The sequence below is a fragment of the Helcobacillus massiliensis genome, from assembly GCF_033106145.1.
Classification (GTDB): domain Bacteria; phylum Actinomycetota; class Actinomycetes; order Actinomycetales; family Dermabacteraceae; genus Helcobacillus; species Helcobacillus massiliensis.
In genome coordinates, this window is sequence record NZ_CP136959.1 from 586847 (window position 1) to 609540 (window position 22694).

Annotated in this window: 19 protein-coding genes and 1 tRNA gene; 12 read left to right on the forward strand and 8 right to left on the reverse strand. The window is 69.4% G+C overall.

Features of this window, described 5'->3' with window-relative positions:
- Positions 1 to 66 precede the first annotated feature (66 nt).
- The 4 genes from R3I40_RS02785 to tdh form a co-directional block, all read right to left on the reverse strand.
- The gene (locus R3I40_RS02785; protein ID WP_396349480.1) at positions 67 to 1656 is read right to left on the reverse strand and encodes an amino acid permease; all 1590 of its coding nucleotides are present in this window, start codon (positions 1654 to 1656) and stop codon (positions 67 to 69) included.
- 159 nt (positions 1657 to 1815) lie between these two features.
- Positions 1816 to 3483 carry an alanine/glycine:cation symporter family protein gene (locus R3I40_RS02790; RefSeq protein WP_285262148.1) on the reverse strand — a complete coding sequence of 556 codons (1668 nt, stop codon included), beginning with the start codon at positions 3481 to 3483 and terminating at the stop codon, positions 1816 to 1818.
- A gap of 212 nt (positions 3484 to 3695) precedes the next feature.
- Positions 3696 to 4922 (reverse strand): glycine C-acetyltransferase, encoded by a 1227-nt coding sequence (locus R3I40_RS02795; protein ID WP_317700084.1) that lies wholly within the window; start codon positions 4920 to 4922, stop codon positions 3696 to 3698.
- Between the two features lie 54 nt (positions 4923 to 4976).
- A complete protein-coding gene (gene tdh / locus R3I40_RS02800) occupies positions 4977 to 6041 on the reverse strand; it encodes an L-threonine 3-dehydrogenase (protein ID WP_285262150.1) in 1065 nt (354 codons plus the stop codon).
- Between the two features lie 219 nt (positions 6042 to 6260).
- Here tdh and hrpA point away from each other — a divergent pair, with 219 nt between their 5' ends.
- From hrpA to R3I40_RS02820, 4 genes are all read left to right on the forward strand, one after another.
- Positions 6261 to 10139 carry an ATP-dependent RNA helicase HrpA gene (gene hrpA, locus R3I40_RS02805; protein WP_285262151.1) on the forward strand — a complete coding sequence of 1293 codons (3879 nt, stop codon included), beginning with the start codon at positions 6261 to 6263 and terminating at the stop codon, positions 10137 to 10139.
- Between the two features lie 74 nt (positions 10140 to 10213).
- Positions 10214 to 11665 (forward strand): NAD-dependent malic enzyme, encoded by a 1452-nt coding sequence (locus R3I40_RS02810; protein WP_183373787.1) that lies wholly within the window; start codon positions 10214 to 10216, stop codon positions 11663 to 11665.
- A 163-nt stretch (positions 11666 to 11828) separates the two neighbouring features.
- Positions 11829 to 12320, forward strand: coding sequence for a DUF3039 domain-containing protein (locus R3I40_RS02815; protein WP_183373789.1), 492 nt, complete (start codon positions 11829 to 11831; stop codon positions 12318 to 12320).
- A 296-nt stretch (positions 12321 to 12616) separates the two neighbouring features.
- Positions 12617 to 14419, forward strand: a complete 1803-nt coding sequence (locus R3I40_RS02820; RefSeq protein WP_285262152.1) for a DEAD/DEAH box helicase — start codon at positions 12617 to 12619, stop codon at positions 14417 to 14419.
- Between the two features lie 85 nt (positions 14420 to 14504).
- On the opposite strand, the gene R3I40_RS02825 is transcribed toward R3I40_RS02820, so the two are convergent.
- Complete coding sequence (locus R3I40_RS02825) at positions 14505 to 15842, reverse strand: nicotinate phosphoribosyltransferase (protein WP_285262153.1); 1338 nt, start codon at positions 15840 to 15842, stop codon at positions 14505 to 14507.
- Between the two features lie 72 nt (positions 15843 to 15914).
- On the opposite strand from R3I40_RS02825, the gene clpS reads away from it, so the two are divergent.
- The 6 genes from clpS to rdgB all read left to right on the forward strand — a co-directional run bounded on the left by clpS (position 15915) and on the right by rdgB (position 20124).
- Positions 15915 to 16253: an ATP-dependent Clp protease adapter ClpS gene (gene clpS / locus R3I40_RS02830; protein ID WP_183373795.1), complete on the forward strand. Its 339-nt coding sequence runs from the start codon at positions 15915 to 15917 to the stop codon at positions 16251 to 16253.
- Between the two features lie 3 nt (positions 16254 to 16256).
- Entirely contained in the window at positions 16257 to 16913 is a 657-nt protein-coding gene (locus R3I40_RS02835; RefSeq protein WP_183373797.1) for a DUF2017 family protein, read from the forward strand.
- Positions 16914 to 17042: 129 nt separating this feature from the next.
- Positions 17043 to 17876, forward strand: coding sequence for a glutamate racemase (murI, locus tag R3I40_RS02840; protein ID WP_183373800.1), 834 nt, complete (start codon positions 17043 to 17045; stop codon positions 17874 to 17876).
- The gene (locus tag R3I40_RS02845) at positions 17873 to 18649 is read left to right on the forward strand and encodes an MBL fold metallo-hydrolase (protein ID WP_183373802.1); all 777 of its coding nucleotides are present in this window, start codon (positions 17873 to 17875) and stop codon (positions 18647 to 18649) included. Before murI ends, R3I40_RS02845 begins: the two co-directional genes overlap by 4 nt.
- 66 nt (positions 18650 to 18715) lie before the next feature.
- On the forward strand, positions 18716 to 19483 hold the full coding sequence (rph, locus tag R3I40_RS02850) for a ribonuclease PH (protein ID WP_183375240.1): 768 nt from the start codon (positions 18716 to 18718) through the stop codon (positions 19481 to 19483).
- A 14-nt stretch (positions 19484 to 19497) separates the two neighbouring features.
- Positions 19498 to 20124, forward strand: coding sequence for an RdgB/HAM1 family non-canonical purine NTP pyrophosphatase (gene rdgB, locus R3I40_RS02855; RefSeq protein WP_259923353.1), 627 nt, complete (start codon positions 19498 to 19500; stop codon positions 20122 to 20124).
- A gap of 15 nt (positions 20125 to 20139) precedes the next feature.
- On the opposite strand, the gene R3I40_RS02860 is transcribed toward rdgB, so the two are convergent.
- Both R3I40_RS02860 and R3I40_RS02865 read right to left on the reverse strand, forming a co-directional pair.
- Entirely contained in the window at positions 20140 to 20679 is a 540-nt protein-coding gene (locus R3I40_RS02860; RefSeq protein WP_317700085.1) for a DUF4916 domain-containing protein, read from the reverse strand.
- 81 nt (positions 20680 to 20760) lie between these two features.
- Positions 20761 to 20845 (reverse strand) — tRNA-Leu (locus R3I40_RS02865).
- A gap of 220 nt (positions 20846 to 21065) precedes the next feature.
- On the opposite strand from R3I40_RS02865, the gene R3I40_RS02870 reads away from it, so the two are divergent.
- Positions 21066 to 21434 (forward strand): DUF3618 domain-containing protein, encoded by a 369-nt coding sequence (locus tag R3I40_RS02870; protein ID WP_239376307.1) that lies wholly within the window; start codon positions 21066 to 21068, stop codon positions 21432 to 21434.
- A 105-nt stretch (positions 21435 to 21539) separates the two neighbouring features.
- Positions 21540 to 22295 (forward strand): SDR family oxidoreductase, encoded by a 756-nt coding sequence (locus R3I40_RS02875; protein ID WP_183373808.1) that lies wholly within the window; start codon positions 21540 to 21542, stop codon positions 22293 to 22295.
- Positions 22296 to 22335: 40 nt separating this feature from the next.
- On the opposite strand, the gene R3I40_RS02880 is transcribed toward R3I40_RS02875, so the two are convergent.
- Positions 22336 to 22638, reverse strand: coding sequence for a YchJ family protein (locus R3I40_RS02880; protein ID WP_317700086.1), 303 nt, complete (start codon positions 22636 to 22638; stop codon positions 22336 to 22338).
- Between the last annotated feature and the right edge of the window lie 56 nt (positions 22639 to 22694).

Below are 22694 nucleotides of genomic sequence, written 5' to 3' on the forward strand. Positions count from 1 at the left end.
CCCCGAACCTCCGGTCTGAGCCGGTTGCTCGGGGCGGTGCGCTGTCCGCGTCAGGCAGCGCGGGGATCAGCCGTCGTAGCGGTGAGAGCCGCGGCCGCGCTCCTCGACGTACTGCGAGGCCGCCAGGACCGGGTGCTCGCCGGTGTAGCCCTGGCGCTCCGCCGCGATCGCCATGACGCGCTTGCGCACCAGGAACCAGCCGCCGATCAGCACGGGAACGAGCAGCAGAAGGAACGCCAGGGTGTACGTGCCGACGGGGTAGTCGAACGCCATCATCACGACGACGATCGCCAGGAACGCGAGCACCACGATGTCGTTGACCGGTGCAAGGGGTGCCCGGTATTTCGGGCGGGAGTACACGCCCTTCTTCGCCAGGTGCACGAACTTCATGTGCGACAGGCAGATCGCGGCCCACGCCGCCATGGTGCCGAATGCGGCGATGTTCAGCACGATCGTGAACGCGTCCTCGGGGACGATGAAGTTCAGCCCCACGCCGAGCACACCCACGATGGAGGTCAGCCAGATGCCGCCCACGGGCACGCCGTGCTTGTTGAGGCGGCCCGCCCATTCGGGGGCGGAGCCGGCCATGGCCATGGAGTGGACGATGCGGCCGGTGGAGTACAGGCCCGCGTTCAGCGACGACGCAGCCGCGGTGATGACCACCAGCTGCATGACCGGGGCGGTCCAGGTGATGCCGATGGAGTCGAAGAACGTCACGAACGGCGACTCGCTCCCGGAGTAGGCGCTGGCCGGCAGCAGCAGCACCAGCAGAACGATGGAGCCCACGTAGAACAGGGCGATGCGCAGCAGCACCGTGTTGACCGCCTTCGGGATCACGGTCTTGGCGTCCTGGGTCTCACCGGAGGTGGTGCCCACCAGCTCGATGCCGGCGTAGGCGAACACGGTGCCCTGGATCGCCAGGAGCGCGGGAACGGCGCCGAACGGGAACCAGCCCCCGTTCTCGCTGATGAGGTGGAAGCCGGTGTCCGAACCCGTCGGCGTCCCGAAGATCAGGAAGAGGATGCCGACCACGAGGAACGTCACCAGCGCCGCAACCTTGATGAACGCGAACCAGAACTCGAGCTCACCGAACACCTTCACACTCACCAGGTTCATGGCGAGCACGATGGCGAGGACCACGAGGGCGGTGAGACCCTGCGGGATGGCGGCGACGAACTCGCTGTACCGGCCGAACCATGCGATGTAGAGCGCGATGGCGGTGGCGTCGGCAACGGCCGTGGTGGCCCAGTTCAACCAGTACAGCCAACCGGCGGTGAAGGCGGAGCGCTCGCCGTAGAACTGGCGGGTGTAGGAGACGAAGGAGCCCGAGGAGGGGCGGTGCACCACGAGCTCGCCGAGGGAGCGGAGCATCAGGTAGCCCATGAAGCCGCAGACGGCGTACACGATGGCGAGGGCGGGCCCGGAGGCGGCGAGGCCGCCGCCGGCGCCGAGGAACAGGCCGGTGCCGATCGCGGAGCCGATGGCGATCATCTGCAGCTGTCGGGGTGAGAGCCCCTTCTGCATGCCTTCGTCCTCGGCGGCGAAGAAGTCATCGTCGGGGATGTGCACGCCGGCGGGGGCTTCAGCCGAGCCCGCGGCGAAGCCTGTGGGCGCGGAGGGCTGAGGATCACCCGCTGGGGGAGGGGTGGTGGACATCGATGTCACCTTCCGGAGAGTCGGGGGTCGATGGACTGTTGAACAATGTAATGCAGGGGGCGTCGGTCCCGGTGCTCACTTCTGCTGGGACTCGGATGGAGCGCCGGGGAAGGTGTCCGGCGATGCGGAAGCGCCCCCTCAGGCAGAGGGCCGACGGGGTCAGCCAGTGGCGTGGGACCCGGAGGACCCGTCGGCCCCCGCAGCCCCATCCGCGGCTGCGGCCCCTGGACTGCGCTCGTCGGAGTAGTGCGGCCAGTCAGGGTCGGCGGCGAGGCGGTTGTGCACCGCGGTTTCGTGCTCGTCGAGGCGGATCGCCTCCATCTCCGCGGTGCGGGTCTGTTCACGGGTGGGGGTGTGGTCGCCCATGCCGACCCGCAGGTCCTCGTCCACTTCGCTGAGGGTGCCGACCGCGACGCGGGTCCGGTGGCGGAGGATCTCGTAGCGGACCACCCGGGCCAGCACGTACAGGCCCAGCAGGTTCGGGAGGGTGACGAGGAACGTGGTGGCGTCGGCGAACCCGACCATGGAGTCCATGGAGATCGCCGCACCCACGACCACCGAGAGCACGTAGATGATGCGGAACGTGATCCGCACTCCCTTGGAGGGGCCGAAGATGTAGGTGGCGAGCATTTCGCAGAAGAACGAGTAGCTCAGCATCGTCGACAGGCCGAACAGGAGCACCACGGCCGTGAGGACGTACGGGAACCAGGCGGTGACCGTGCCGAACGCCTCAGCGGTCAGCACCACGCCGTCGGAGTCCGGGCTGCCGTGGCGGTGCACCCCGGTGATGACGATCGCGACCGCGGTCAGCATGCACACCACCACGGAGTCCACGAACGGGCCCCACATCGCGGTGTACCCCTCCGTGGCGGGGTCCTTCGTCTTCGAGGCGGAGAACGACATCGATGCCGTTCCCACACCCGCTGCGTTGGAGAACAGGGCGCGCTGGATGCCGATCACGGCCACACCGATCGCGCCGCCGGTCACACCCTGCGGCGACACGGCGCCGGTGAAGATTTCAGCGACCGCGCTCGGCAGCTGACCGATGTTCATCACGATGATCAGCAGCACGGACAGGATGTACGCGATCGCCATGAACGGGGTGATGAACGAGGTCCAGCGGGCGATGGAGGTGACGCCGCCGAGCACCACGATCGCGACGATCACCGCGAGCGCTGCACCGATCATCCAGTTGTTCTGCCCGATCACGCTGTCCTCGCCGAACGCGCTGGAGACGATCATCGTCACCTGGTTCGCCTGGAACAGGTTGCCGCCGCCGAGCATGCCGATGAGGGCGCACACGGCGTAGATGCCGGCGAGGACCACGCCGAAGCGCTTCCAGCCGATCTCGGCGAAGCCGTCGCGCAGCACGTACATGGGGCCGCCGAGGGTGGATCCGTCGGGCAGGACCCGGCGGTACTTCGAGCCGAGCGCCGCTTCGGCCATCTTCACGCTCATGGCGAAGAAGCCGAACAGGGCGATCCAGACGGCTGCGCCGGGACCGCCGGCCACGATCGCGATGGCGACGCCGGCGATGTTGCCGAGGCCCACGGTGGCGGACAGTTCCGTGGCGAGCGCCTGGAAGGAGCTGATCTCCCCGGGATCGGTCTTGCGGGCGTAGCGGCCGCGGATCACGGCGATGGAGTGCTTCAGTCCGGTGATGGGCTGGAACCGCAGCCAGACGGTGAAGAACACGGCGGCGAGCATCAGCCAGAGGACCACCACGGGGACGCCGCCGAAGATCGGCAGCTCTACGAAGATGATGGAGCTGAGCACGGCGGACAGAGGGGCGAAGACGGCTTCGATGACGGAGTCGATCGACGACATGGGGAGCTTTCTGTAGACAGTGCTGCGCGTCACAGCGCTCCCCAGGATAAGGGCGGTGCCCGGGTATGGCCACTTCAGGACGGATCGTGGCCGGCAGGGCTGCGGGTATGCGGAACCGCCGCGCACCTCCCTGGTGTCCCCGGCGGGGCCGACGGGGGAGGGACGATGCGCGGCGGTTCCGGCCCTGCGGCGTCAGGGCGTGATCGCGCCGATCAGTGCTGTTCGGCGTCGCGGGACTTCACGAACGCCTGCACGACCTTCTCGATGTCCTGCGCGGAGTGCGCGGCGCTGAGCTGCACGCGGATGCGGGCCTCACCGCGGGGCACCACCGGGAAGGAGAACGCGGTGACGTACACGCCGTTCTCCAGCATACGGTCGGCGATGCGGCCGGCGAGGGCGGCGTTGTGGAACATCACGGGGATGATCGCGTGCTCGCCCTCGAGCAGTTCGAAGCCCTCTTCGCTCATGCGGCGGCGGAACAGGGCGGCGTTGTCGAACAGCTGCTGGCGCAGTTCGCTGGACTCCTTCACCAGGTCCAGCGCGGTGATGGTGGCCTCCACGATGCTGGGGGCGAGGGAGTTGGAGAACAGGTATGGGCGGGCGGTCTGGCGGAGCATCTCCACGATCTCCTTGCGGCCGGCGACATAGCCGCCGGAGGCGCCGCCGAGGGCCTTGCCGAAGGTGCCGGTGTAGATGTCGACCCGGTCGGAGACGCCGAAGTGCTCCGGGGTGCCGGCGCCGGTCTCGCCCATGAAGCCGACGGCGTGGGAGTCGTCCACGAGGACGAGGGCACCGAATTCGTCGGCGAGGTCGCAGATCTCATCCAGCGGTGCGAGGTAGCCGTCCATGGAGAAGACGCCGTCTGTGACGATGACGGTGCGGCGCGCGCCCTTGCCGTCGTTGAGCTGCTTCGTCTCCTCCAGCTTGGCGCGCAGGTCCGCCATGTCGGCGTTGCGGTAGCGCAGGCGGGCGGACTTGGTGAGGCGGATGCCGTCGATGAGGGAGGCGTGGTTCAGCTCGTCGGAGATGATCGCGTCCTCCTTGCCGAACAGGGACTGGAACACGCCGCCGTTGGCGTCGAAGCAGGAGGCGAACAGGATGGTGTCCTCGGTGCCGAGGAACTCGGAGACACGGCGCTCCAGCTCCAGGTGGCGGTCGCCGGTGCCGCAGATGAAGCGGACGGACGCCATGCCGAAGCCGCGCTCATCGAGGGCGCGCTTGGCGGCCTCGATCAGCTTCGGGTGGTCGGCGAGGCCCAGGTAGTTGTTGGCGCAGAAGTTCAGCACCGGCTCGGCCTTCGAGGAGTCCTCGACACCGCCGGGGGTGGCCTTGACGTGGGAGGACTGCGGGGTGGTGATGGCGCGCTCGGCCTTGAAGGTGCCGGCGTTGCGGATGGCCTGCAGCTCGTCGTTCAGCTGCTGCTTGATCTCGGTGTACATGAGGGGACAGTGCCTTTCAGTGATGGATGCGGGGGAGGGGAGCCGGGGTGCGGCTCACACGTTCTCCCAGTCCAGGACGATCTTGCCGCCGGCGGCGGTGCGGGCCATCTCGTAGCCCTTCTCCCACTGCTCAGCGGGCAGGACGTCGGTGACGGTGGCGAGGATCTGGCCGCGCAGCTTCTCGCTGGAGCGGAGCATGGCGCTCATCGCGTTCCAGGTCTCGAACATCTCGCGGCCGTAGATGCCCTGCAGGGTGAGCATGCGGGTGATGACGTGGGTCCAGTTGATCTCGAACTCGCGGGCCGGCAGGCCGAGGAGGCTGATCTTGCCGCCGTGGTTCATGTTGTCGATCATCTCCTTGACGGCCGACGGGTTCCCGGAGGTCTCCAGGCCCACATCGAAGCCCTCGATCATGCCGAGGACCGCCTGGGAGTCGCGCACCCGCTCCTTCGCCACGTTGATGGCGACGTCGGCGCCGGCGGCGGCCGCCATGTCGAGGCGGTGGTCGGCGACGTCGGTGATGGCGATATAGCGGGCGCCGGCGTGGCGGGCGACGGCCGCGCACATTAGGCCGATGGGGCCGGCGCCGGTGATGAGGACGTCCTCGCCCACCACGGGGAACTTCAGCGTGGTGTGCACGGCGTTGCCCAGGGGGTCGAACACGGCGCCGAGCTCCGGGGTGATGATGTCGGTCTTGGAGTTGTGCTCGTGGACCCACACGTTCTCGTCGGGGATGACGACGTATTCGGCGAAGGCGCCGTCGCGCTGCACGCCGATGCCGCGGGAGCGGCGGCACATGTGGCGGCGGCCGGCGCGGCAGTTGCGGCAGATGTTGCACACCACGTGGCCCTCACCGGAGACGCGGTCGCCCACCTTGACGTCGAGGACTTCGCTGCCGACTTCCACAACTTCGCCGTAGAACTCGTGGCCGGGGATGAAGGGGACGGTGTCGCACATGTCCTGAGCGGAGGAGTCCCACGCGAGGATGTGCAGGTCGGTGCCGCAGATGCCGGCGCGCAGGACCCGGATCTTGACGTCGGTGGAGCGCTCCAGCTGGGGCTCCGGAACATCGACGAACTCCAGGCCGGCGCTCGCACCGACCTTCTTCAGCGCTTTCATAGAACCTCGTTGTGCTCGCTGTACGGATGGGCGCGCCGTTGCGCACCGTCACCAGCCTAGTACCGTTCCGCCCTGCTTTTCGCGCGTTGGGGCCCCGTCGGCCCGTTTCCGAAGGACCGGCCGCCTGCGCGGGAGCGCCCGGCCGGGGTCCCGGGTGAAGGGGGAGGGCAGGGCGGGCAGGCGCGGCCGACGGGTGCCGCCGGATAGAGTGGGCGCACCATGTCGACATCCTCTTCGCCTGCGCCCATCGCGATCACGTACCCGTCGGACCTCCCCGTCTCCGAACGCCGCGAGGACATCATGGCCGCGATCCGGGACCACCAGATCGTGATCATCGCGGGCGAGACAGGGTCCGGCAAGACCACCCAGCTGCCGAAGATGTGCCTTGAGCTGGGCCGCGGCGCGAACGGCCGCCTCATCGGCCACACGCAGCCGCGCCGCATCGCCGCCCGCTCGGTCGCCTCCCGCATCGCCCACGAACTCGGCGAGAAGCTCGGTGAGGGAACAGTCGGCTACCAGGTGCGCTTCACGAAGCAGACAGCCCGAGGTGCGCGCCTGAAGGTGATGACCGACGGCATCCTCCTCTCGGAGATCCAGCACGATCGGCTGCTGAAGAAGTACGACACGATCATCATCGACGAGGCGCACGAACGCTCCCTCACCATCGACATGCTCCTGGGGTACCTCAAGCGCATCGCCCGCCGGCGCCCCGACCTGAAGATCATCATCACCTCCGCCACCATCGACCCGGAGCGCTTCGCCGCCTTCTTCTCCGATGACTCCGACGACCCGGCCCCCATCCTCGAAGTGTCCGGCCGCACCTACCCGGTGGAGATCCGCTACCGCCCCCTGGTCCTCGAGACCACCGTCGAGGCCGAGAACGAGGACGAGGAGGACCTGTACGAGAAGGAGGAGCGGTCCCTGCCGCAGGCGGTCTGCTCCGCCGTTGACGAACTGCGCCGCGAAGGCCCCGGCGACATCCTCGTGTTCCTCCCCGGGGAGCGGGAGATCCGCGAGATCGGCGATGAGCTCGGCAAGCACCTCGCCGCTCGCACCGGCGCCGGTGAACAGGTGCAGGTGCTGCCCCTGTTCGGCCGCCTCTCCCAAGCGGACCAGGACCGCATCTTCTCCCCGCCGAAGAACTCGACGACGCGGCGCATCATCCTCGCCACGAACGTCGCCGAAACCTCCCTGACGGTCCCCGGCATCACCTACGTCATCGACTCCGGTCTCGCCCGCATCTCCCGCTACTCCCAGCGCACCAAGGTGCAGCGCCTCCCCATCGAGCCGATCAGCCAGGCCAGCGCCCAGCAGCGCTCCGGCCGGTCCGGCCGCACCGCCCCCGGCATCGCCATCCGTCTGTTCTCCGAAGAGGACTTCGCCGCGCGCCCCGAGTTCACCGAACCGGAGATCCTGCGCACCTCGCTCGCGAGCGTCGTGCTGCAGATGACCGCGCTCGGCCTCGGCGACATCGAACGCTTCGAGTTCCTGGAGAAGCCGGAGACCCGTGCGGTGCGCGACGGCATCCGCCTGCTGGAGGAGCTGCACGCCATCGAGCAGAAGCCGTCGGCTCCTGGCGGCCGCGCCCTCACCCCCACGGGCCGCAAGCTCGCCCGCTTCCCCCTCGATCCCCGCATGGCGCGCATGCTCCTGGAAGCGCACGACCGCGGCGCCCTCGCCGACGTCCTCATCATCGTGGCGGCGCTGTCCATCCAGGACCCCCGCGAACGGCCCCTGGAGCAGCAGGAGAAGGCCGACCAGCTCCACCGCCGCTTCGCCGACGACACCTCCGACTTCCTCACCCTCCTCAACCTGTGGCGCCACATCGAGGAGCGCCGACGCGCCCTGTCCTCCTCCGCCCTGCGCCGAGAGATCCGTCAGGAGTTCCTCCACTACATGCGCATCCGCGAATGGTGGGACCTGCACGGACAGCTCAAGCAGATGTGCCGCGACCTCGACCTGCACACCAGCAGCGACCGCGCCGGCGACGACGCCATCCACCAGTCCCTGCTCGCCGGCCTCCTCTCGCACGTGGGCCTGTTCGAGGAGAAGAACCGCGACTACCAGGGTGCACGCGGCACCCGGTTCGTGCTCTGGCCCGGCAGCGCCATCGCCAAGAAGCGCCCCGACTACGTGATGGCAGCGGAACTGGTGGAGACCTCCCGCCTCTTCGGCCGCACCGCCGCCCGCATCCGACCCGAATGGATCGAGGAGCTCGGCGCCCACGTGGTGAAGCGCTCCTACTCCGAACCGCACTGGTCCACCAAGCGCGCCGCCGCCATGGCGTACGAGAAGGTGACGCTGTACGGGGTGCCGATCATCGCGCAGCGCGCCGTCAACCTCGGCCGCATCGACCGAGAGCAGGCCCGCGACACCTTCATCCAGCAGGCCCTCATCGAAGGCCGGTGGACCACCCGCCACCACTTCTTCCGCGACAACAACCGCCTCATCGAGGACCTGCAGGAGCTGGAGGCGAAGACCCGCCGACGCGACATCATCGCCGGCGACGAGACCCTCTTCCGCTTCTACGACGAGCGCCTCCCGCAGAACATCGTCTCCGGCCGCCACTTCGACTCCTGGTGGAAGAAGCAGCGGCACAAGACCCCGGATCTGCTCCACTTCACCCGTGACCTGCTGCTCGCCGACGACGCCGAACCCGTCGCGCAGGGCTTCCCCGACACCTGGGTGCAGGGCGACATCACCCTGCACCTCACCTACAACTTCGACCCCACCACCCAGCGGGACGCGAAGCAGAAGCAGCGCGACGGCGTCACCGCCACCGTCCCTCTGGCCGTCCTCGGTCGCCTCGAGGACACCGGGTTCGACTGGCTCGTGCCCGGCATGCGCGAAGAGCTCATCATCGAACTCATCCGCTCCCTGCCGAAACCGCTGCGCCGCCACCTCATCCCCGCCCCTGACAAAGCGAAGGCGGTCGCGCAGACCCTCGCCGACGACGACCCCAACACCGGCGAAAAGTTCGTCGAGGCCGTCGCCGATGAACTGGTCGCGCTGCCGGGCGTCCCCGACGACCTGGAGCTGTACGGACCGGAGTTCCAGACCGACCGCCTCAGCGAGCACCTGCGCATGCACTTCCGGGTGGTCGACGAGAAGGGCCGCACCGTCGGCGCCGGCGACGACCTCGCGCAGCTCAAGCAGCGCCTCGCCGGCCGTGTCCGCACTTCCGCGGCGAAGCAGGCCGACAGCTTCGGCGCGCGCGGCCTCACTGCGTTCCCCGACACGCCGATCCCCACCACCCGCCGGTCCCGCCAGGGCGCCCTGGACGTGGTGGTGTACCCCGCGCTCGTCGTCCGCACCGAGACCGACGGGGCCGTCCGCATCGATCTGACGGCGCTCCCGTCGGCCCAGGAGCAGGCTCGCGAGCACCCTGCCGCGGTGACCCGCCTGGTGGACCAGCGGATGCGCACCGACTCCGCGCAGATCCTCGCCGGACTGCCGAACCCGGTGAAGCTCGCGATCACTCAGTCCAGCTACGGCAGCGCGCAGAAGCTCCTTGCTGACGCCTCCCTCGCCGCCACCGCGGACCTGGTGCGCCGCACCGACGCCGCCGGGATGGTGTTCGAGCCCGACGATTTCGAGGCGCTGGTGGAGCGCGTCGGCACGGAGCACCCGGCGCTTGCCCGCTCCCTGATGCTGAACGCCGTGGACGCGCTCGCGGCGCACGCGAAGGTGGCGAAGGCGGTCTCCCGCGTGAACTCGCTGTCGGTGCTCAACCAGATCACGCAGCTGCGCGACCACGCGGCCTCGCTGGTGGGGGAGCGGTTCGTGTCCCGCACCCCCGCCCGGTGGCTGCCGGAGCTGCCGCGGTTCGAGAAGGCCGCGCTGCACCGGGTGGACAAGATGCAGGACAATCCGCAGAAGGATGCGCACGCACAGTGGCAGATCCAGGACATCGAGGGGTACTGGCAGCACGCGCAGTTGAAGCTGCCCGCCGCTGTGCGGGCGTCGGAAGCTGCGCAGGACATCCCCTGGCTGATCGAAGAGCTGCGGGTGTCGCTGTTCGCCCAGCAGCTCGGAACCTCCGTGACGGTCAGTGACAAGCGGATCCGCAAGGCGATCGCGGAACTGGAGAAGTCCTGACATTCGGACAGGTTTCGGCCGAGTTTCGGTGAAGGTGACCGGTCGCTGAGATGGGCCGTGTCACACTGGGGTCCATGACACCGCAGCCTTCAGTCAGCTACTCCATCACCATCCGTCTGGAGTTCGCCGCGAACTCCGCCGCCATCAGCGACATCACCGGCACCATCGAGAAGATGGGCGGCAGCGTCACCGCTCTGGACGTCAACGCCTCCGGCCCCGAGCGGATGCGCGTGGACATGACCGTCCTGACCGCCGGCCACGACCACGCGATGAGCGTGGTGGAGGCGCTCAAGGGCATTGAGTCCGTCGAGCTCGGCAAGGTCTCCGACCGCACCTTCCTCGCCCACCTCGGCGGCAAGCTCGAAGTGAAGTCCAAGCATCCGATCCGCCACCGCGACGACCTCTCCCTCGTCTACACCCCCGGTGTGGCACGCGTGGTGAAGGCGATTGCGGAGACCCCGTCGGACGCCCGCCGCCTCACCATCAAGCGCAACACGGTCGCCGTGGTGACCGACGGCTCCGCCATCCTCGGCCTCGGCGACCTCGGCCCTCTCGCCGCGCTGCCCGTCATGGAGGGCAAGGCCGCCCTCTTCAAGCGCTTCGCCGACATCGACGCTTTCCCCATCTGCCTGGATGCGACTGAGGTGGACGACATCGTCGCCCACGTGAAGGCGATCGCGCCCGTGTTCGCCGGCATCAACCTCGAGGACATCTCCGCCCCCCGCTGCTTCGAGATCGAGGACCGCCTCCGTCAGGAGCTGGACATCCCCGTGTTCCACGACGACCAGCACGGCACCGCCGTGTGCGTGGTGTCCGCTCTGCGCAACGCTCTGCGCGTGGTGGAGAAGGACATCCGGACTGTCCGCATCGTCCTGTCCGGCGCGGGCGCGGCCGGCACCGCGATCCTGCGCCTGCTGAAGGCCGCCGGCGCGGAGGACATCGTGGTCGCCGACATCGACGGCGTCATCCACTCCGGTCGCAAGAATCTCACCGGCCGCCTCCCGTGGATCGCCGGGGTCACCAACCCGCGCGGCATCACCGGCACCCTCAAGGACGCCGTCAAGGACGCCGACGTGTTCATCGGCGTCTCCGCTGCCAACATCCTCGACGAGGACGACATCGCCGCGATGGCGGACCGCTCCGTGGTGTTCGCGATGGCGAACCCGGAGCCGGAGATCGATCCGGTGATCGCGGCCCGCCACGCCGAAGTGGTTGCGACCGGCCGGTCCGACTTCGCCAACCAGATCAACAACGTGCTCGCCTTCCCCGGCGTGTTCCGCGGGCTGCTCGATGCGCGCGCGAAGAACTTCAGCGACCGCATGCTGCTCGCGGCCGCGGAGGCGCTCGCGGACGTGGTCAGCCCTGAGGAGCTGAACCCGAACTACATCATTCCCTCGGTGTTCAACGAGCGCGTCACCTCGGCAGTGGCGGACGCGGTGGAGCAGCAGGCGCGTGAGGAGATGGGCACCGTGGACACCATCACCGGTGCGATCCCGGCGATCAAGGGCGGCGAGATCCACCTCTGAGCCGCGCTCTTTCAGCAGCCCCGCCCCGGAACCGAATCCCGCGGCGGGGCTGTCTGCGTTCGTGACAGGACGTGTCGTGGCGCACAGCGATGGTGGAGGCGGGCCGTGGCGCCGGGTGCGGGCCGCCGCAGTCGGGTGTCACGCCGGTCGCTAGGATGGCGGCATGACTTCGACGACTCTTCGCACTCTGCCCGCTGGCACCGCGGCCGGCGCCTCCAGCGCGGTCGCCGCCTGCGGCGCATCCGCCACTGGCGCGGCGGCACGTGGCGCCTCCGCTTCCATCAATGATCCGAACGATCCGGGGCCCTATGCCGCTCCGGATGCGCCGACGGCTCCGTCCAGCACCGCGGTCCTCGACCGTGAGGAGCAGCTGGAGGACGCCGACGAAGGCGATCACGACCGCTTCGCGCACTATGTGGAGAAGGAGAAGATCGCGAAGGCGGCGCTCAACAACTCTCCGGTGATCGCCCTGTGCGGCAAGGTGTGGGTGCCGGGCCGTGACCCGGGCAAGTACCCGGTGTGCCCGCAGTGCAAGGAGATCTACGAGCAGATGGGCCAGGGCGGCGGCTCCGGCAAGGGCGACGGCGACGGCAAGGGCGACTCCGGCCGCTCCGGCTTCGGCGGGCTCGGCCGCTTCTTCGGCGGCGGCCGCTGACCTCGGCCTCCCAGCCCACTCCGGCCTCCGATTGGCCTCCGGCCCCGCCTGGCCTTCGGTTCGCCCCGGCTCACCCCGGCCTCCGGTTCGATCCCTGGCCCCGCCTGGGCCGCTGACCCAGGCCTCACAATCGAAAGCGACGGGCGAGACGGTGGCGGCCGCGGCGGGTGTGGCGGCCGCGACGGGCGTGGGGGCTGCCGGGGCGCAACGGTGGTGGCTGCGGCGGCGAGGGTGTCCGGCACCTCGATGCGGGCTGCGTCCGGACACCCCACGGTGGGGCTACAGTGGATGCGCTCATGAACTCACATGCCTCTGCTTCGCACGATCCCGGCCCCAAGCACCCGTCGTCCTTCGCCGCCCAGACCCTGCCGCCCGCGTTCCCTGCGCGCGCCGCCTGGGGAACGGCCGCGAAGCTGCGCGCCTGGCAGGCCGAGGCGCTCGAGCTGTACCAGAGCACGCAGCCGCGGGACTTCCTCACCGTCGCCACCCCCGGCGCCGGCAAGACCACGTTCGCGCTGCAGATCGCGGCCGGGCTGCTGCAGGACGGCATCGTCCGCCGCGTGACCGTGGTAGCCCCCACGGAGCATCTGAAGACCCAGTGGGCGGACTCCGCCAAGCGCGTGGGCATCGCGCTGGACCCGAACTTCACGAACGCGCAGGGCCGCCACGGCGCCCACTACCAGGGCGTCGCCGTCACCTACGCGCAGGTGGGGGCGAACCCCCGGCTGCACCGCGCCCGAACCGAGGCCGAACCCACGCTCGTGATCCTCGACGAGATCCACCACGCCGGTGATGCCCTCACCTGGGGCGACGGTGTGCGCGACGCGTTCGATCCCGCGAAGCGGCGCCTCAGCCTCACCGGCACCCCGTTCCGCTCCGACGACGCCCAGATCCCGTTCGTGGACTACGAACCGGACGAGCAGGGGCACCTCCGCTCCAAAGCGGACTACACCTACGGCTACCGCAGCGCCCTCCAGGACTACGTGGTGCGGCCCGTTCTGTTCATGACCTATTCGGGGCGCATGCACTGGCGCACCAAGGACGGTGACGAGATCTCCGCGCAGCTCGGCGCGATGGAGACCAAGGACATCACGCAGCAGGCGTGGCGCACCGCACTGGACCCGAAGGGCGAATGGATCCCGACCGTGCTGCAGGCCGCGGACCAGCGACTCACCGAGGTGCGCCGCCATGTCCCCGACGCCGGCGGTCTCGTCATCGCCACCGATCAGAAGGCCGCGCGCGAATACGCCCGGATCCTTCTGCAGATCACCGGGCAGCCCGCCACCCTGGTCCTCTCCGACGATGCCACCGCCGGCTCCAAGATCGAGCAGTTCTCCGACTCCGATGACCGCTGGATGGTCGCGGTGCGCATGGTGTCCGAAGGCGTGGATGTGCCGCGCCTGTCCGTCGGCGTGTACGCCACGTCCACTGCGACCCCGATGTTCTTCGCGCAGGCTGTAGGCCGCTTCGTGCGCTCCCGCACCCGCGGCGAGACCGCCAGCGTGTTCCTGCCGTCCGTGCCGATCCTGCTGGCGCTCGCGAACGAACTCGAAGCCGAGCGCGACCACGTGCTCCAGCAGCGCACCGAGACGGGCGATGAGGAGACCGGGCTCGACGAGGACGCGCTGCGGGAGGCGAACCGTGCGGAGCGCGCCAGCAACGAGATGGAGACGTTCGAGGCGCTGGAGTCCGACGCGCATTTCGACCGCGTCCTCTTCGACGGCGGCGAGTACGGCACGCACGCGATGGCGGGCAGCCAGGAGGAGCTGGACTTCCTCGGCATCCCCGGGCTGCTGGACGCCGACCAGGTGACGGATCTGCTGAAGGAGCGTCAGCGCTCCCAGCAGACCCGCGGCGGCTCCTCCTCACAGGCATCCGCGACCGCGCACGACATCGCCGACCACCGGGACATCTCCGCTCTGCGGAAGGAACTGTCGTCCCTGGTGAGCGGGTGGGCGAAGCGCACCGGCACCCCGCACGGCAGCGTCCACAACGAGCTGCGCCGCCGCTGCGGCGGCCCGGCGGTCCCGCAGGCGAGCGCCGCCCAGATCCAGGACCGGATCGACGTGCTGCGCGGCTGGTTCGTCGGCAAGAAGTAGCCGGCCGACGGAGCCCGGCGCGCCGGCGAGGTCCGCCCCCCGAGGGAGGCCGACGCACCGACGGGGCCCGGCCCCGTCCAGCGCCTCAGTCGGTGACGGCGTCCGCGCTCAGCACCACCGGCAGGATCACCTCGCCGTCCTGGCCGGACAGCACCGTGTCATCGAGTTCCGCGATGGCGGCGTCATGCACCTGCCGGGCCCGCTGGATCCGTTCCTGCTGCCCGAGCTCATCCAGACATCGGCCCTGGTCGATTAGTGTCTCGTGCAGGGGGCGCACCTGCTTCCCCGGCGGCAGGATGAGGGTGTCCTCTTCGGTGCCGCTCTGGTGGGGGAGGATCAGTTCGTGGGTGGCGCGCCCGTCGGCCCCCAGCACGCGGTAGGCGCGCTTGCGGCCCGCGATCGTGGCCTTGTCCGCGGACTTCTTCGCCACCGGCACCATGGTGCCGTCCTCGCCCTCGCGCTCCACCAGTTTGTACACGAAGCCCTGAGCGGGATGGTCGCCGCCGGTGACGAGACGGGTGCCGATGCCGTAGCCGTCGATCGGCGCCTCCCGCAGCTCGAACACCCGGTACTCGTCCAAGTCGCTCGTGGCGGTGATCTGCGTACCGGTGGCGCCGAGCTCATCGAGCTGGGCGCGCACCTCCCGCGCCGCCGCGGCGAGGTCACCGGAGTCCAGACGGACCGCCCCCAGGTCGCGGCCGGCGATCTCCACGGCGGTGCGGACCGCTTCGCGGATGTCGTAGGTGTCCACCAGCACCGACGTGCCTGCGCCGAGGGAATCGATCTGGGCGCGGAACGCGTCGGCCTCCGAATCGAACAGGAGGGTGAAGGCGTGCGCGGAGGTGCCCACCGTGGGGATGCCGTAGCGGCGGCCCGCCTCGATGTTGGAGGTGGCGCCGAAGCCGACGATCGCGGCGGAGCGGGCACACGCCACCGCCGCCTCTTCGTGGACGCGTCGCGACCCCATTTCGATGAGGGGGCGGCCCGCTGCGGCGAGCTTCATCCGGGAGCCGACGGAGGAGATCGCCGAATCGTGGTTCAGGATCGACAGGATCAGGGTCTCCAGCACCACTCCCTGTTCGAAGGTGGCGTCCACACGGACCACGGGGGAGTTGGGGAAGAACAGTTCGCCTTCGCGGTAGGCCGAGAGGGAGCCGGTGAAGCGGTAGTCGGCGAGGAACGCGAGGAAGTCGTCATCGAACAGGTCGAGGGAGGCGAGGTGGTCGATGTCCCGCTCATCGAACCGGAAGTCGGCGAGGGCGTCGAGCACGCGGCCGATGCCGGTGAACACACCGTAGCGGCGGCCCTCGGGGAGGGAGCGGGTGAAGACTTCGAAGGTGCAGCGGCGGTCGGCGGTGCCGGCGCGGCGCGCCGCCTGCATCATCGTCAGCTCGTACAGGTCCGTGTAAAGCGATGTGGTCACGCCCTCAGCCTAGGATAGGGGGACACCGTCTGCCGACATCAGACCGCCGCCGGCGGGAGGGGAGGAGCACCCATGGTCGAGGCGAGCCCGGAGCGCCGACGAACGGCCCCGGCCCTCAGCGATGCCGATCGCGGACTCGAGCAGGAGCGCGACACCGCCGCGATCGCCGTCCAGGACCGCCTCTGGAACACCGTGGTGTGGAACGACCCCATCAACCTGCAGTCCTACGTGGTGCACGTGCTGCGCACCCACTTCGGCTACGACCGGCAGAAGGCGGAGCGGCTGATGCTGCAGGTCCACCACGAAGGCCGCGCCATCGTCTCCACCGACCCCCGTGAAAGCGCGGAGGGGCACGTGCAGGCGATGCACGCGTTCGGCCTCAACGCGACCCTCGAACAGCAGGAGGGCTGAGCGATGGCGCATTCGTTCGTGCCGCGGCTGGACGGCCGCTACATGTGCCGCCTCGATCAGGACGAGCGCAACGTGTTCGCGCAGGTGTCCACGGAGGTGGTGCAGCTGATCCGCTGGGATCTGCGGATGGACGCCGACGACGACTCCCAGGCCGCGCGGCCCGGGCTCGCCTCCGATGACCCGCTCGCGCGCCTGGAGGCGGAACACGCCGCCGACCAGCAGGTGTCGGCCCCGCGCGACGGCGCCGTCAGGCGCCTGTTCCCGTCGGCCTTCCCCGACGATGACCGCGCTGCCGACGAGTTCCGGCGCTTCAGCCAGACCTCCCTCGCGGAGGGGATGATCGAGACCCTCAACACGGTCATAGCAGCGCTCGGGGCCCATGAGCTCAGCCCCGATGAGGAGCTTGTCCTGGACGCCGAGCAGGCCGACCACTTCGTGCGCGCCATCACCACGATCCGCCTCGTCCTCGCCGACCGGATGGGGCTGAAGAACGACGGCGACTTCGAAGCGCTGCAGCTGCTGCGCTCCAACCAGATCGACGTCACCGAGAAGGAGGACGAGGACGGCGTGGCCAGCCTGGACTTCCTCGCCTCCCTGTACGAGTTTCTCTCCTGGCTGCAGGAATCGCTCGTGCGGGCGATGTCCGCCGGCCTGCGCTGAGCGGCCGGTCGCTGGTGGACCGCGGCCGACGGGTGCCGACTGAGACCCGCGCCGCGGCCCTAGTGTGAGAAGAGGCGCACAGTGACGGGCGCACCGGACTTCGGTGATGACAGTGGCTAGGTTGGTCGTATGAACAGTGCACCGATCGGCATCTTCGACAGCGGGGTCGGCGGGCTGACGGTCGCCCGTTCGATCATCGACCAGCTTCCCAATGAGGAACTGCTGTACATCGGCGACACCGCCCACACCCCCTACGGCGACAAGCCGCTCGCCACGGTCCGCCAGCTCTCCCTGGACGTGATGGACGAACTGGTGGACCACGGGGTGAAGATGCTCGTGATCGCCTGCAACACAGCCACCGCAGCCGTGCTCGCCGACGCACGCGAACGCTACGACGTCCCCGTCATCGAAGTCATCAAACCGGCTGTGCGCCGCGCCGTTGCCACCACACGGAACAACAAGGTGGGCGTGATCGGCACCCGCGCCACCGTGAAGTCCCGCGCCTACGAGGACGCCTTCGCCGCCGCCGTGGACGTGGAGGTCACCTCCGCCGCCTGCCCCCGGTTCGTGCAGTTCGTGGAGTCCGGCACCACCACCGGCCCGGAGGTCATCGCCGCCGCCGAGGAGTACCTGGCGCCGATCAAAGCGGCGGGCGTGGACACCGTGGTGCTCGGATGTACCCACTACCCGCATCTCGCGGGGGCCGTCAGCGTCGTGATGGGTCCCGAGGTGACGCTGGTGTCCAGTTCGGAGGAGACCGCCCTGGAGGTGTACCGCGAGCTGCGCGCCGGCGACCTGCTGCGCGAGGACGCGAAGCCGCCGCTGCACACGTTCGCTGAGACCGCGCCGCGCGTGGGCCGCACCTCGCAGTTCGCGCAGCTGTCGCAGCGGTTCCTCGGCCCCGCGATCTCCCGCACCGCGACCATTCCCATGATCGACTCGAAAGAGGGGCTCGACCAGTGAAGCTCACCGTTCTCGGCTGCTCGGGCAGCTTCCCGAGCGCCGATTCCCCCGCCTCCTCCTACCTCGTGCAGCACGTCGACGATGAGGGCCGCACCTGGAGGATCCTCCTGGACGCCGGCAACGGCTCCTTCTCCACCCTGCAGCGCGTCGTCGACCCGTGCGACCTCGACGCCGTTGTGATCTCCCATCTGCACGCCGACCACTTCCTCGACGTAGCGGCGCTCGAAGTGTTCCGCGCCTACCACCCAGAGCGGGACCTGCCGGTGATCCCGGTGTACGCCCCCGAGGACGCTGCGGCGCGGCTCAACGCCGCCACCGGCAACACCTGCACCACCCCGCCGGGGGCGTCCGGGCCCGCACTCAAGCACGAGGTCCTCGCCGATCAGCGCACCTTCGAGGTGGGGCCGGTGCGGTTCACAGCTCGGGAGGTGCGGCACCCGGGACCCGCGTTCGGCTTCCGCATCGAAGCGGGCGGCCGCACCCTCACCTACTCCGGTGACACCGACTCCTGCGACAGCCTCGTGGACCTCGCCCGGGACGCTGACCTGTTCCTCTGCGAAGCGGGGTACATCGAGGGGCGCGACGACCACATCGAGGGCCTGCACCTGTCGGGCCGCCGCGCCGGTGTCGCCGCTCAGGAGGCGGGCGCCCAGCATCTGCTGCTGACCCACATCCCGGCGTGGACGGACCCGCAGATCCCGATGCGGGAAGCCTCCGAGGTGTTCGAGGGGCCGATCTCGCGCGCTGAACTGCTCGCCACCGTCAGCGTCTGACATCCTGGTGCGGTGACGGCGCCGCAGGAGCGGGCCGCAACCGATCCGATCCGCGAGGAGAACCTGATGAACGCTGAGCCCACGACCGCTGACCGCACCGCCGCTGACGCTCCCCGTGTGGACGGACGCGGCCCCGGTGACCTGCGGGAGGTCCGCATCACCCGCGGCTGGCTGGATCACGCCGAGGGCAGCTGTCTGATCGAGTTCGGCCGCACCCGCGTGCTGTGCGCCGCGTCCTTCACCGAAGGGGTGCCGCGGTGGAAGAAGGGCTCCGGGTCCGGCTGGGTCACCGCCGAGTACGCGATGCTGCCGCGCGCTACGAACTCCCGCTCCATGCGGGAGAGCGTGAAGGGCAGGATCGGGGGACGAACCCACGAGATCTCCCGCCTCATCGGCCGCTCCCTGCGCGCCGTTGTGGATCTGGAGGCGCTGGGGGAGAACACCATTCAGATCGACTGCGATGTGCTGCAGGCCGACGGCGGCACCCGAACCGCCGCCATCACCGGCGCGTATGTGGCCCTCGTGGATGCGATCCAGTGGGGCAAGCGGCACACGTCGGTCCCGGCCGCCGCGACCGTGCTGAAGGACTCGGTGGCGGCAGTGTCCGTCGGTATCGTGGACGGTCGCCCGCTGCTGGACCTGGAGTACCGCGAGGACGTCGCCGCGGACACCGACATGAACGTGGTGATGACCGGCGCCGGCGGGTTCGTGGAGGTGCAGGGCACCGCCGAGGGCGAGCCCTTCAGCCACGAGGAGCTGACCGCTCTGCTGGGCCTCGCCAGTGACGGCTGCCGCGACCTGATCCAGAAGCAGCTCGCCGCGTTCCAGAACTGAAAGGGCCCTCGCTGATGACTGAGCCGCGGATCGTCCTGTCCACCCACAACGCCAAGAAGCTCACGGAGCTGCGGTCCGTGCTGGCGGAGGCGATGCCCGGTTTCGACCCGGCGCTGGTGACCTCCGCCAGTGAGTTGAGCCTGGCCGATGTGGTGGAGGACGGCGTCACGTTCGAGCAGAACGCCCTGATTAAGGCGCGGTTCGCCGCGGAGCGGACGGGCCTGATCGCGATCGCGGACGACTCCGGCATCGCGGTGGATGTCCTCGGCGGCGCGCCGGGCATCTTCTCCGCCCGGTGGTCGGGCCGCCACGGCGACGACCAGGCCAACAATGATCTCCTGCTCGCACAGCTCGCCGATGTTCCGGACGAGCATCGCCGGGCTCGCTTCGTGTGCGCGGCGGCGATGGCGCATCCGTCGGCCGACGGGATCGCCACCCACGTGGAGCGCGGCGAGATGGCGGGTGTGCTGCTGCGAGCCCCGCAGGGCAATGGCGGTTTCGGCTACGACCCGCTGTTCCGGCCCGACGGGTGCGCGGTCTCCTCGGCGCAGCTGAGTGCGCAGGAGAAGAACGCGATCTCGCACCGCGGTCGAGCGTTCCGGGCGCTCGCGCCGCACGTGGTGGCGCTGCTGGGGGCGTGAGCCGCGGCTGACCCCTCAGGCGAGGCCGGCGTTTGCGAGGGCGCGCTGCACGAGGATGCGGTGGCCCTTCTCGAGGTCCTCCAGAACACGGCCCTCGCGCAGTTCGGCGACGCTGAACCAGGACAGTTCGAGCGCGTCCTCCTGCGGTTCGCATTCGCCTTCCACCGGCACCACGTACACCATGGACACGGCGTGCTGGCGCGGGTTGTGGAAGAGGACATCGGGTCCGTCGGTGGGGAAGTACTCCGCGACCGTCATCGGGGTGATGGACGTGGGGATCTTCGGGAAGCTCATCGAGCCGAGGTCCTTCTCCACGTGCCGCATGATGGCGTCGCGCAGGGTCTCGCGTACGAGGACGCGGCCGGAGACGATGGAGCGGACGATGTGGCCGCCGCCGTCGGCTCGCAGCAGCAGTCCGACTTCGGTGATGGCGCCGCTGGCGTCCTGGCGCACGGGGATGATGTCCACGTAGAGGATCGGCAGGCGGCTGCGCAGATACTCGAGCTCGTCGCGGTCGAACCAGGCGGATTCGGTGCCAACAGCGGTGCGTGTCATGCGGGGTCCTCGTTCGGGAAGTGGGCGGGGTCTCAATCCCTGCCAACTCTACCCGCCGCCTCTGGGGCGGCCGCAGATCGGTGGTGCGCGAGAGGGGACTTGAACCCCTACGTCCTCAGACACTGGAACCTAAATCCAGCGCGTCTACCAATTCCGCCACTCGCGCGCGGCCCACAGCCTAACCCGGGCCGCGTCCGGCGCGGGTCTCAGGTGTCGACGGTGCAGGGCTCGGCTCGTCAGGGTGCCGGGTCCGGCTCGCCAGAGCGCGAGTCGCGGCTCGTCACGGGGCGGGTCGCAGGTGGCTGCGTCGCGGCCAAGGTTCTGCCAGGGTGCCGCGCGGTACCCTGGAGGGTGAATGAGCCCAGATCCGACGATGGAGAGTGAACGTGGCTGACAAGAACAAGGAGTCCCTCGCGGACATGCGCGCTGACGCATACCGTCGCCAGAACAACCTCGCGGGTGATGTCGCCGAGCTGCTGGACCGAGTGAACCCGAAGAACGTCCTTGAGCGCACGAAGAACGAGGCTGTTGATAAGGGCCGTGCGTTCTTCCTCGACTCCAATGGCAAGCCGAAGCCCGGCCCCGCAGCCGGTGTCGGCGGCGCCACCCTCGCCGGCATCGCCGTCGTCGTCGGCGCAGCGCTCCTCACCGTGAAGTCCAAGCAGGACGATGAGCGCAACGAGGAGCTCCGCCAGGCGAAGGAGCGCGTGAAGCGCCTCAAGCAGCGCCCCGTCAACAAGCGCGTCGTCGTCTGACCAGCGCCATGAGGTCCACCGCGTTCGCCACCGGCGGCGCGGTGGATCGCCGTGTCTGAGAACCGGCGAGTCCCGTCCCCTCCAGAGAACCGAACAGGAATGATGATGAACGATCAGCAGAACCTCACCGCCGTGATCACCGGGTCCTCCCGCGGCGTCGGCGCCGACACCGCCAAGCTCCTCGCCGGCCAGGGCTTCAACGTGGTGGTGAACTACCGGGAGAAGGCGCCGCGCGCGAACAAGGTCGTGCAGCAGATCGAAGAAGCGGGCGGTCGGGCGATCGCCGTCGGCGCCGATCTGACCAAGCCTGAGGACGTGAAGACGCTGATGCAGTCCGCCGTGGATGAGTTCGGCTCCCTGGACCTGCTGGTGCTCAACGCCTCCGGCGGTATGGAGAAGAACCTCGGTGAGGACTACGCGCTGCGCCTGAACCGCGACGCCCAGGTCGGTGCCCTGACGACTGCGCTGCCGCTGATGCAGCCGGGCTCCCGCGTGGTGTTCGTGACGAGCCACCAGGCCCACTTCATCAACGATGTGGAGACCATGGCCGAGTACCACGAGGTGGCGAAGTCCAAGCGCGCCGGTGAGGATGCGCTGACGGCGATGGTGCCGGAGATGAAGGACCAGGGCGTCAGCTTCGTGGTCGTCTCCGGGGACATGATCGAAGGCACGGTGACCGCGACTCTGCTGAACCGCGCCCAGCCGGGTGCTCTGGAGTCCCGCCGTGAAGCCGCCGGCCGCCTCTACAGCGTCGCCGAATTCGCTGAAGAGATCGTCGCCATGGCGACCGCGGACGTCGAGACCGGACACGTGGAGCTCGTGGGCGGTGCGGAGGACTTCCTTGCACAGGTGAAGAAGTAACCGGACTCAGCGCTCGCGGCGCGGGGCGGCCGACGGGGTCTCAGTCGAGGATCTCGCCGGTGGTGTAGAGCCACGCCCCGCCGTCGCGGACGAACTGCGAACGCTCATGCAGTTCCACGCGGCCACCCGAGCCGCGCCCGATGCCGATGAACTCCACGACCCCGCGGTCATCGGCGTCGGCGCCGCCGACCACGTCCCGGATCAGCAGGCGGCGCCATTGCGGCGCCTCGGGGCTGGCCAGGTCCGCGGCGAGCTCCGCCGCATCCGGGCGGGTCTCGGGGTGCCAGGTGCGCAGCAGATGCGCAGCGTCCCCGATGGCGAAGGCGGCGAAGCGGGAGCGCATCAGCGCTTCCGCGGTCCGAGCGGCGCCGGGCCCGGTGGTCGACGGCGCCGCGATGA

Bases quoted from the DNA above. Each gene is read 5' to 3' on its own strand.
- clpS (WP_183373795.1), top strand. From the start codon at position 15,915: ATGGTCGAGGCGAGCCCGGAGCGCCGACGAACGGCCCCGGCCCTCAGC.
- R3I40_RS02815 (WP_183373789.1), top strand. From the start codon at position 11,829: ATGACTTCGACGACTCTTCGCACTCTGCCCGCTGGCACCGCGGCCGGC.
- R3I40_RS02785 (WP_396349480.1), bottom strand. From the start codon at position 1,656: ATGTCCACCACCCCTCCCCCAGCGGGTGATCCTCAGCCCTCCGCGCCC.
- murI (WP_183373800.1), top strand. From the start codon at position 17,043: ATGAACAGTGCACCGATCGGCATCTTCGACAGCGGGGTCGGCGGGCTG.
- rdgB (WP_259923353.1), top strand. From the start codon at position 19,498: ATGACTGAGCCGCGGATCGTCCTGTCCACCCACAACGCCAAGAAGCTC.
- rph (WP_183375240.1), top strand. From the start codon at position 18,716: ATGAACGCTGAGCCCACGACCGCTGACCGCACCGCCGCTGACGCTCCC.
- R3I40_RS02835 (WP_183373797.1), top strand. From the start codon at position 16,257: ATGGCGCATTCGTTCGTGCCGCGGCTGGACGGCCGCTACATGTGCCGC.
- R3I40_RS02790 (WP_285262148.1), bottom strand. From the start codon at position 3,483: ATGTCGTCGATCGACTCCGTCATCGAAGCCGTCTTCGCCCCTCTGTCC.
- R3I40_RS02875 (WP_183373808.1), top strand. From the start codon at position 21,540: ATGAACGATCAGCAGAACCTCACCGCCGTGATCACCGGGTCCTCCCGC.
- R3I40_RS02820 (WP_285262152.1), top strand. From the start codon at position 12,617: ATGAACTCACATGCCTCTGCTTCGCACGATCCCGGCCCCAAGCACCCG.
- R3I40_RS02860 (WP_317700085.1), bottom strand. From the start codon at position 20,679: ATGACACGCACCGCTGTTGGCACCGAATCCGCCTGGTTCGACCGCGAC.
- R3I40_RS02810 (WP_183373787.1), top strand. From the start codon at position 10,214: ATGACACCGCAGCCTTCAGTCAGCTACTCCATCACCATCCGTCTGGAG.
- hrpA (WP_285262151.1), top strand. From the start codon at position 6,261: ATGTCGACATCCTCTTCGCCTGCGCCCATCGCGATCACGTACCCGTCG.
- R3I40_RS02795 (WP_317700084.1), bottom strand. From the start codon at position 4,922: ATGTACACCGAGATCAAGCAGCAGCTGAACGACGAGCTGCAGGCCATC.
- R3I40_RS02880 (WP_317700086.1), bottom strand. From the start codon at position 22,638: ATGCGCTCCCGCTTCGCCGCCTTCGCCATCGGGGACGCTGCGCATCTG.
- tdh (WP_285262150.1), bottom strand. From the start codon at position 6,041: ATGAAAGCGCTGAAGAAGGTCGGTGCGAGCGCCGGCCTGGAGTTCGTC.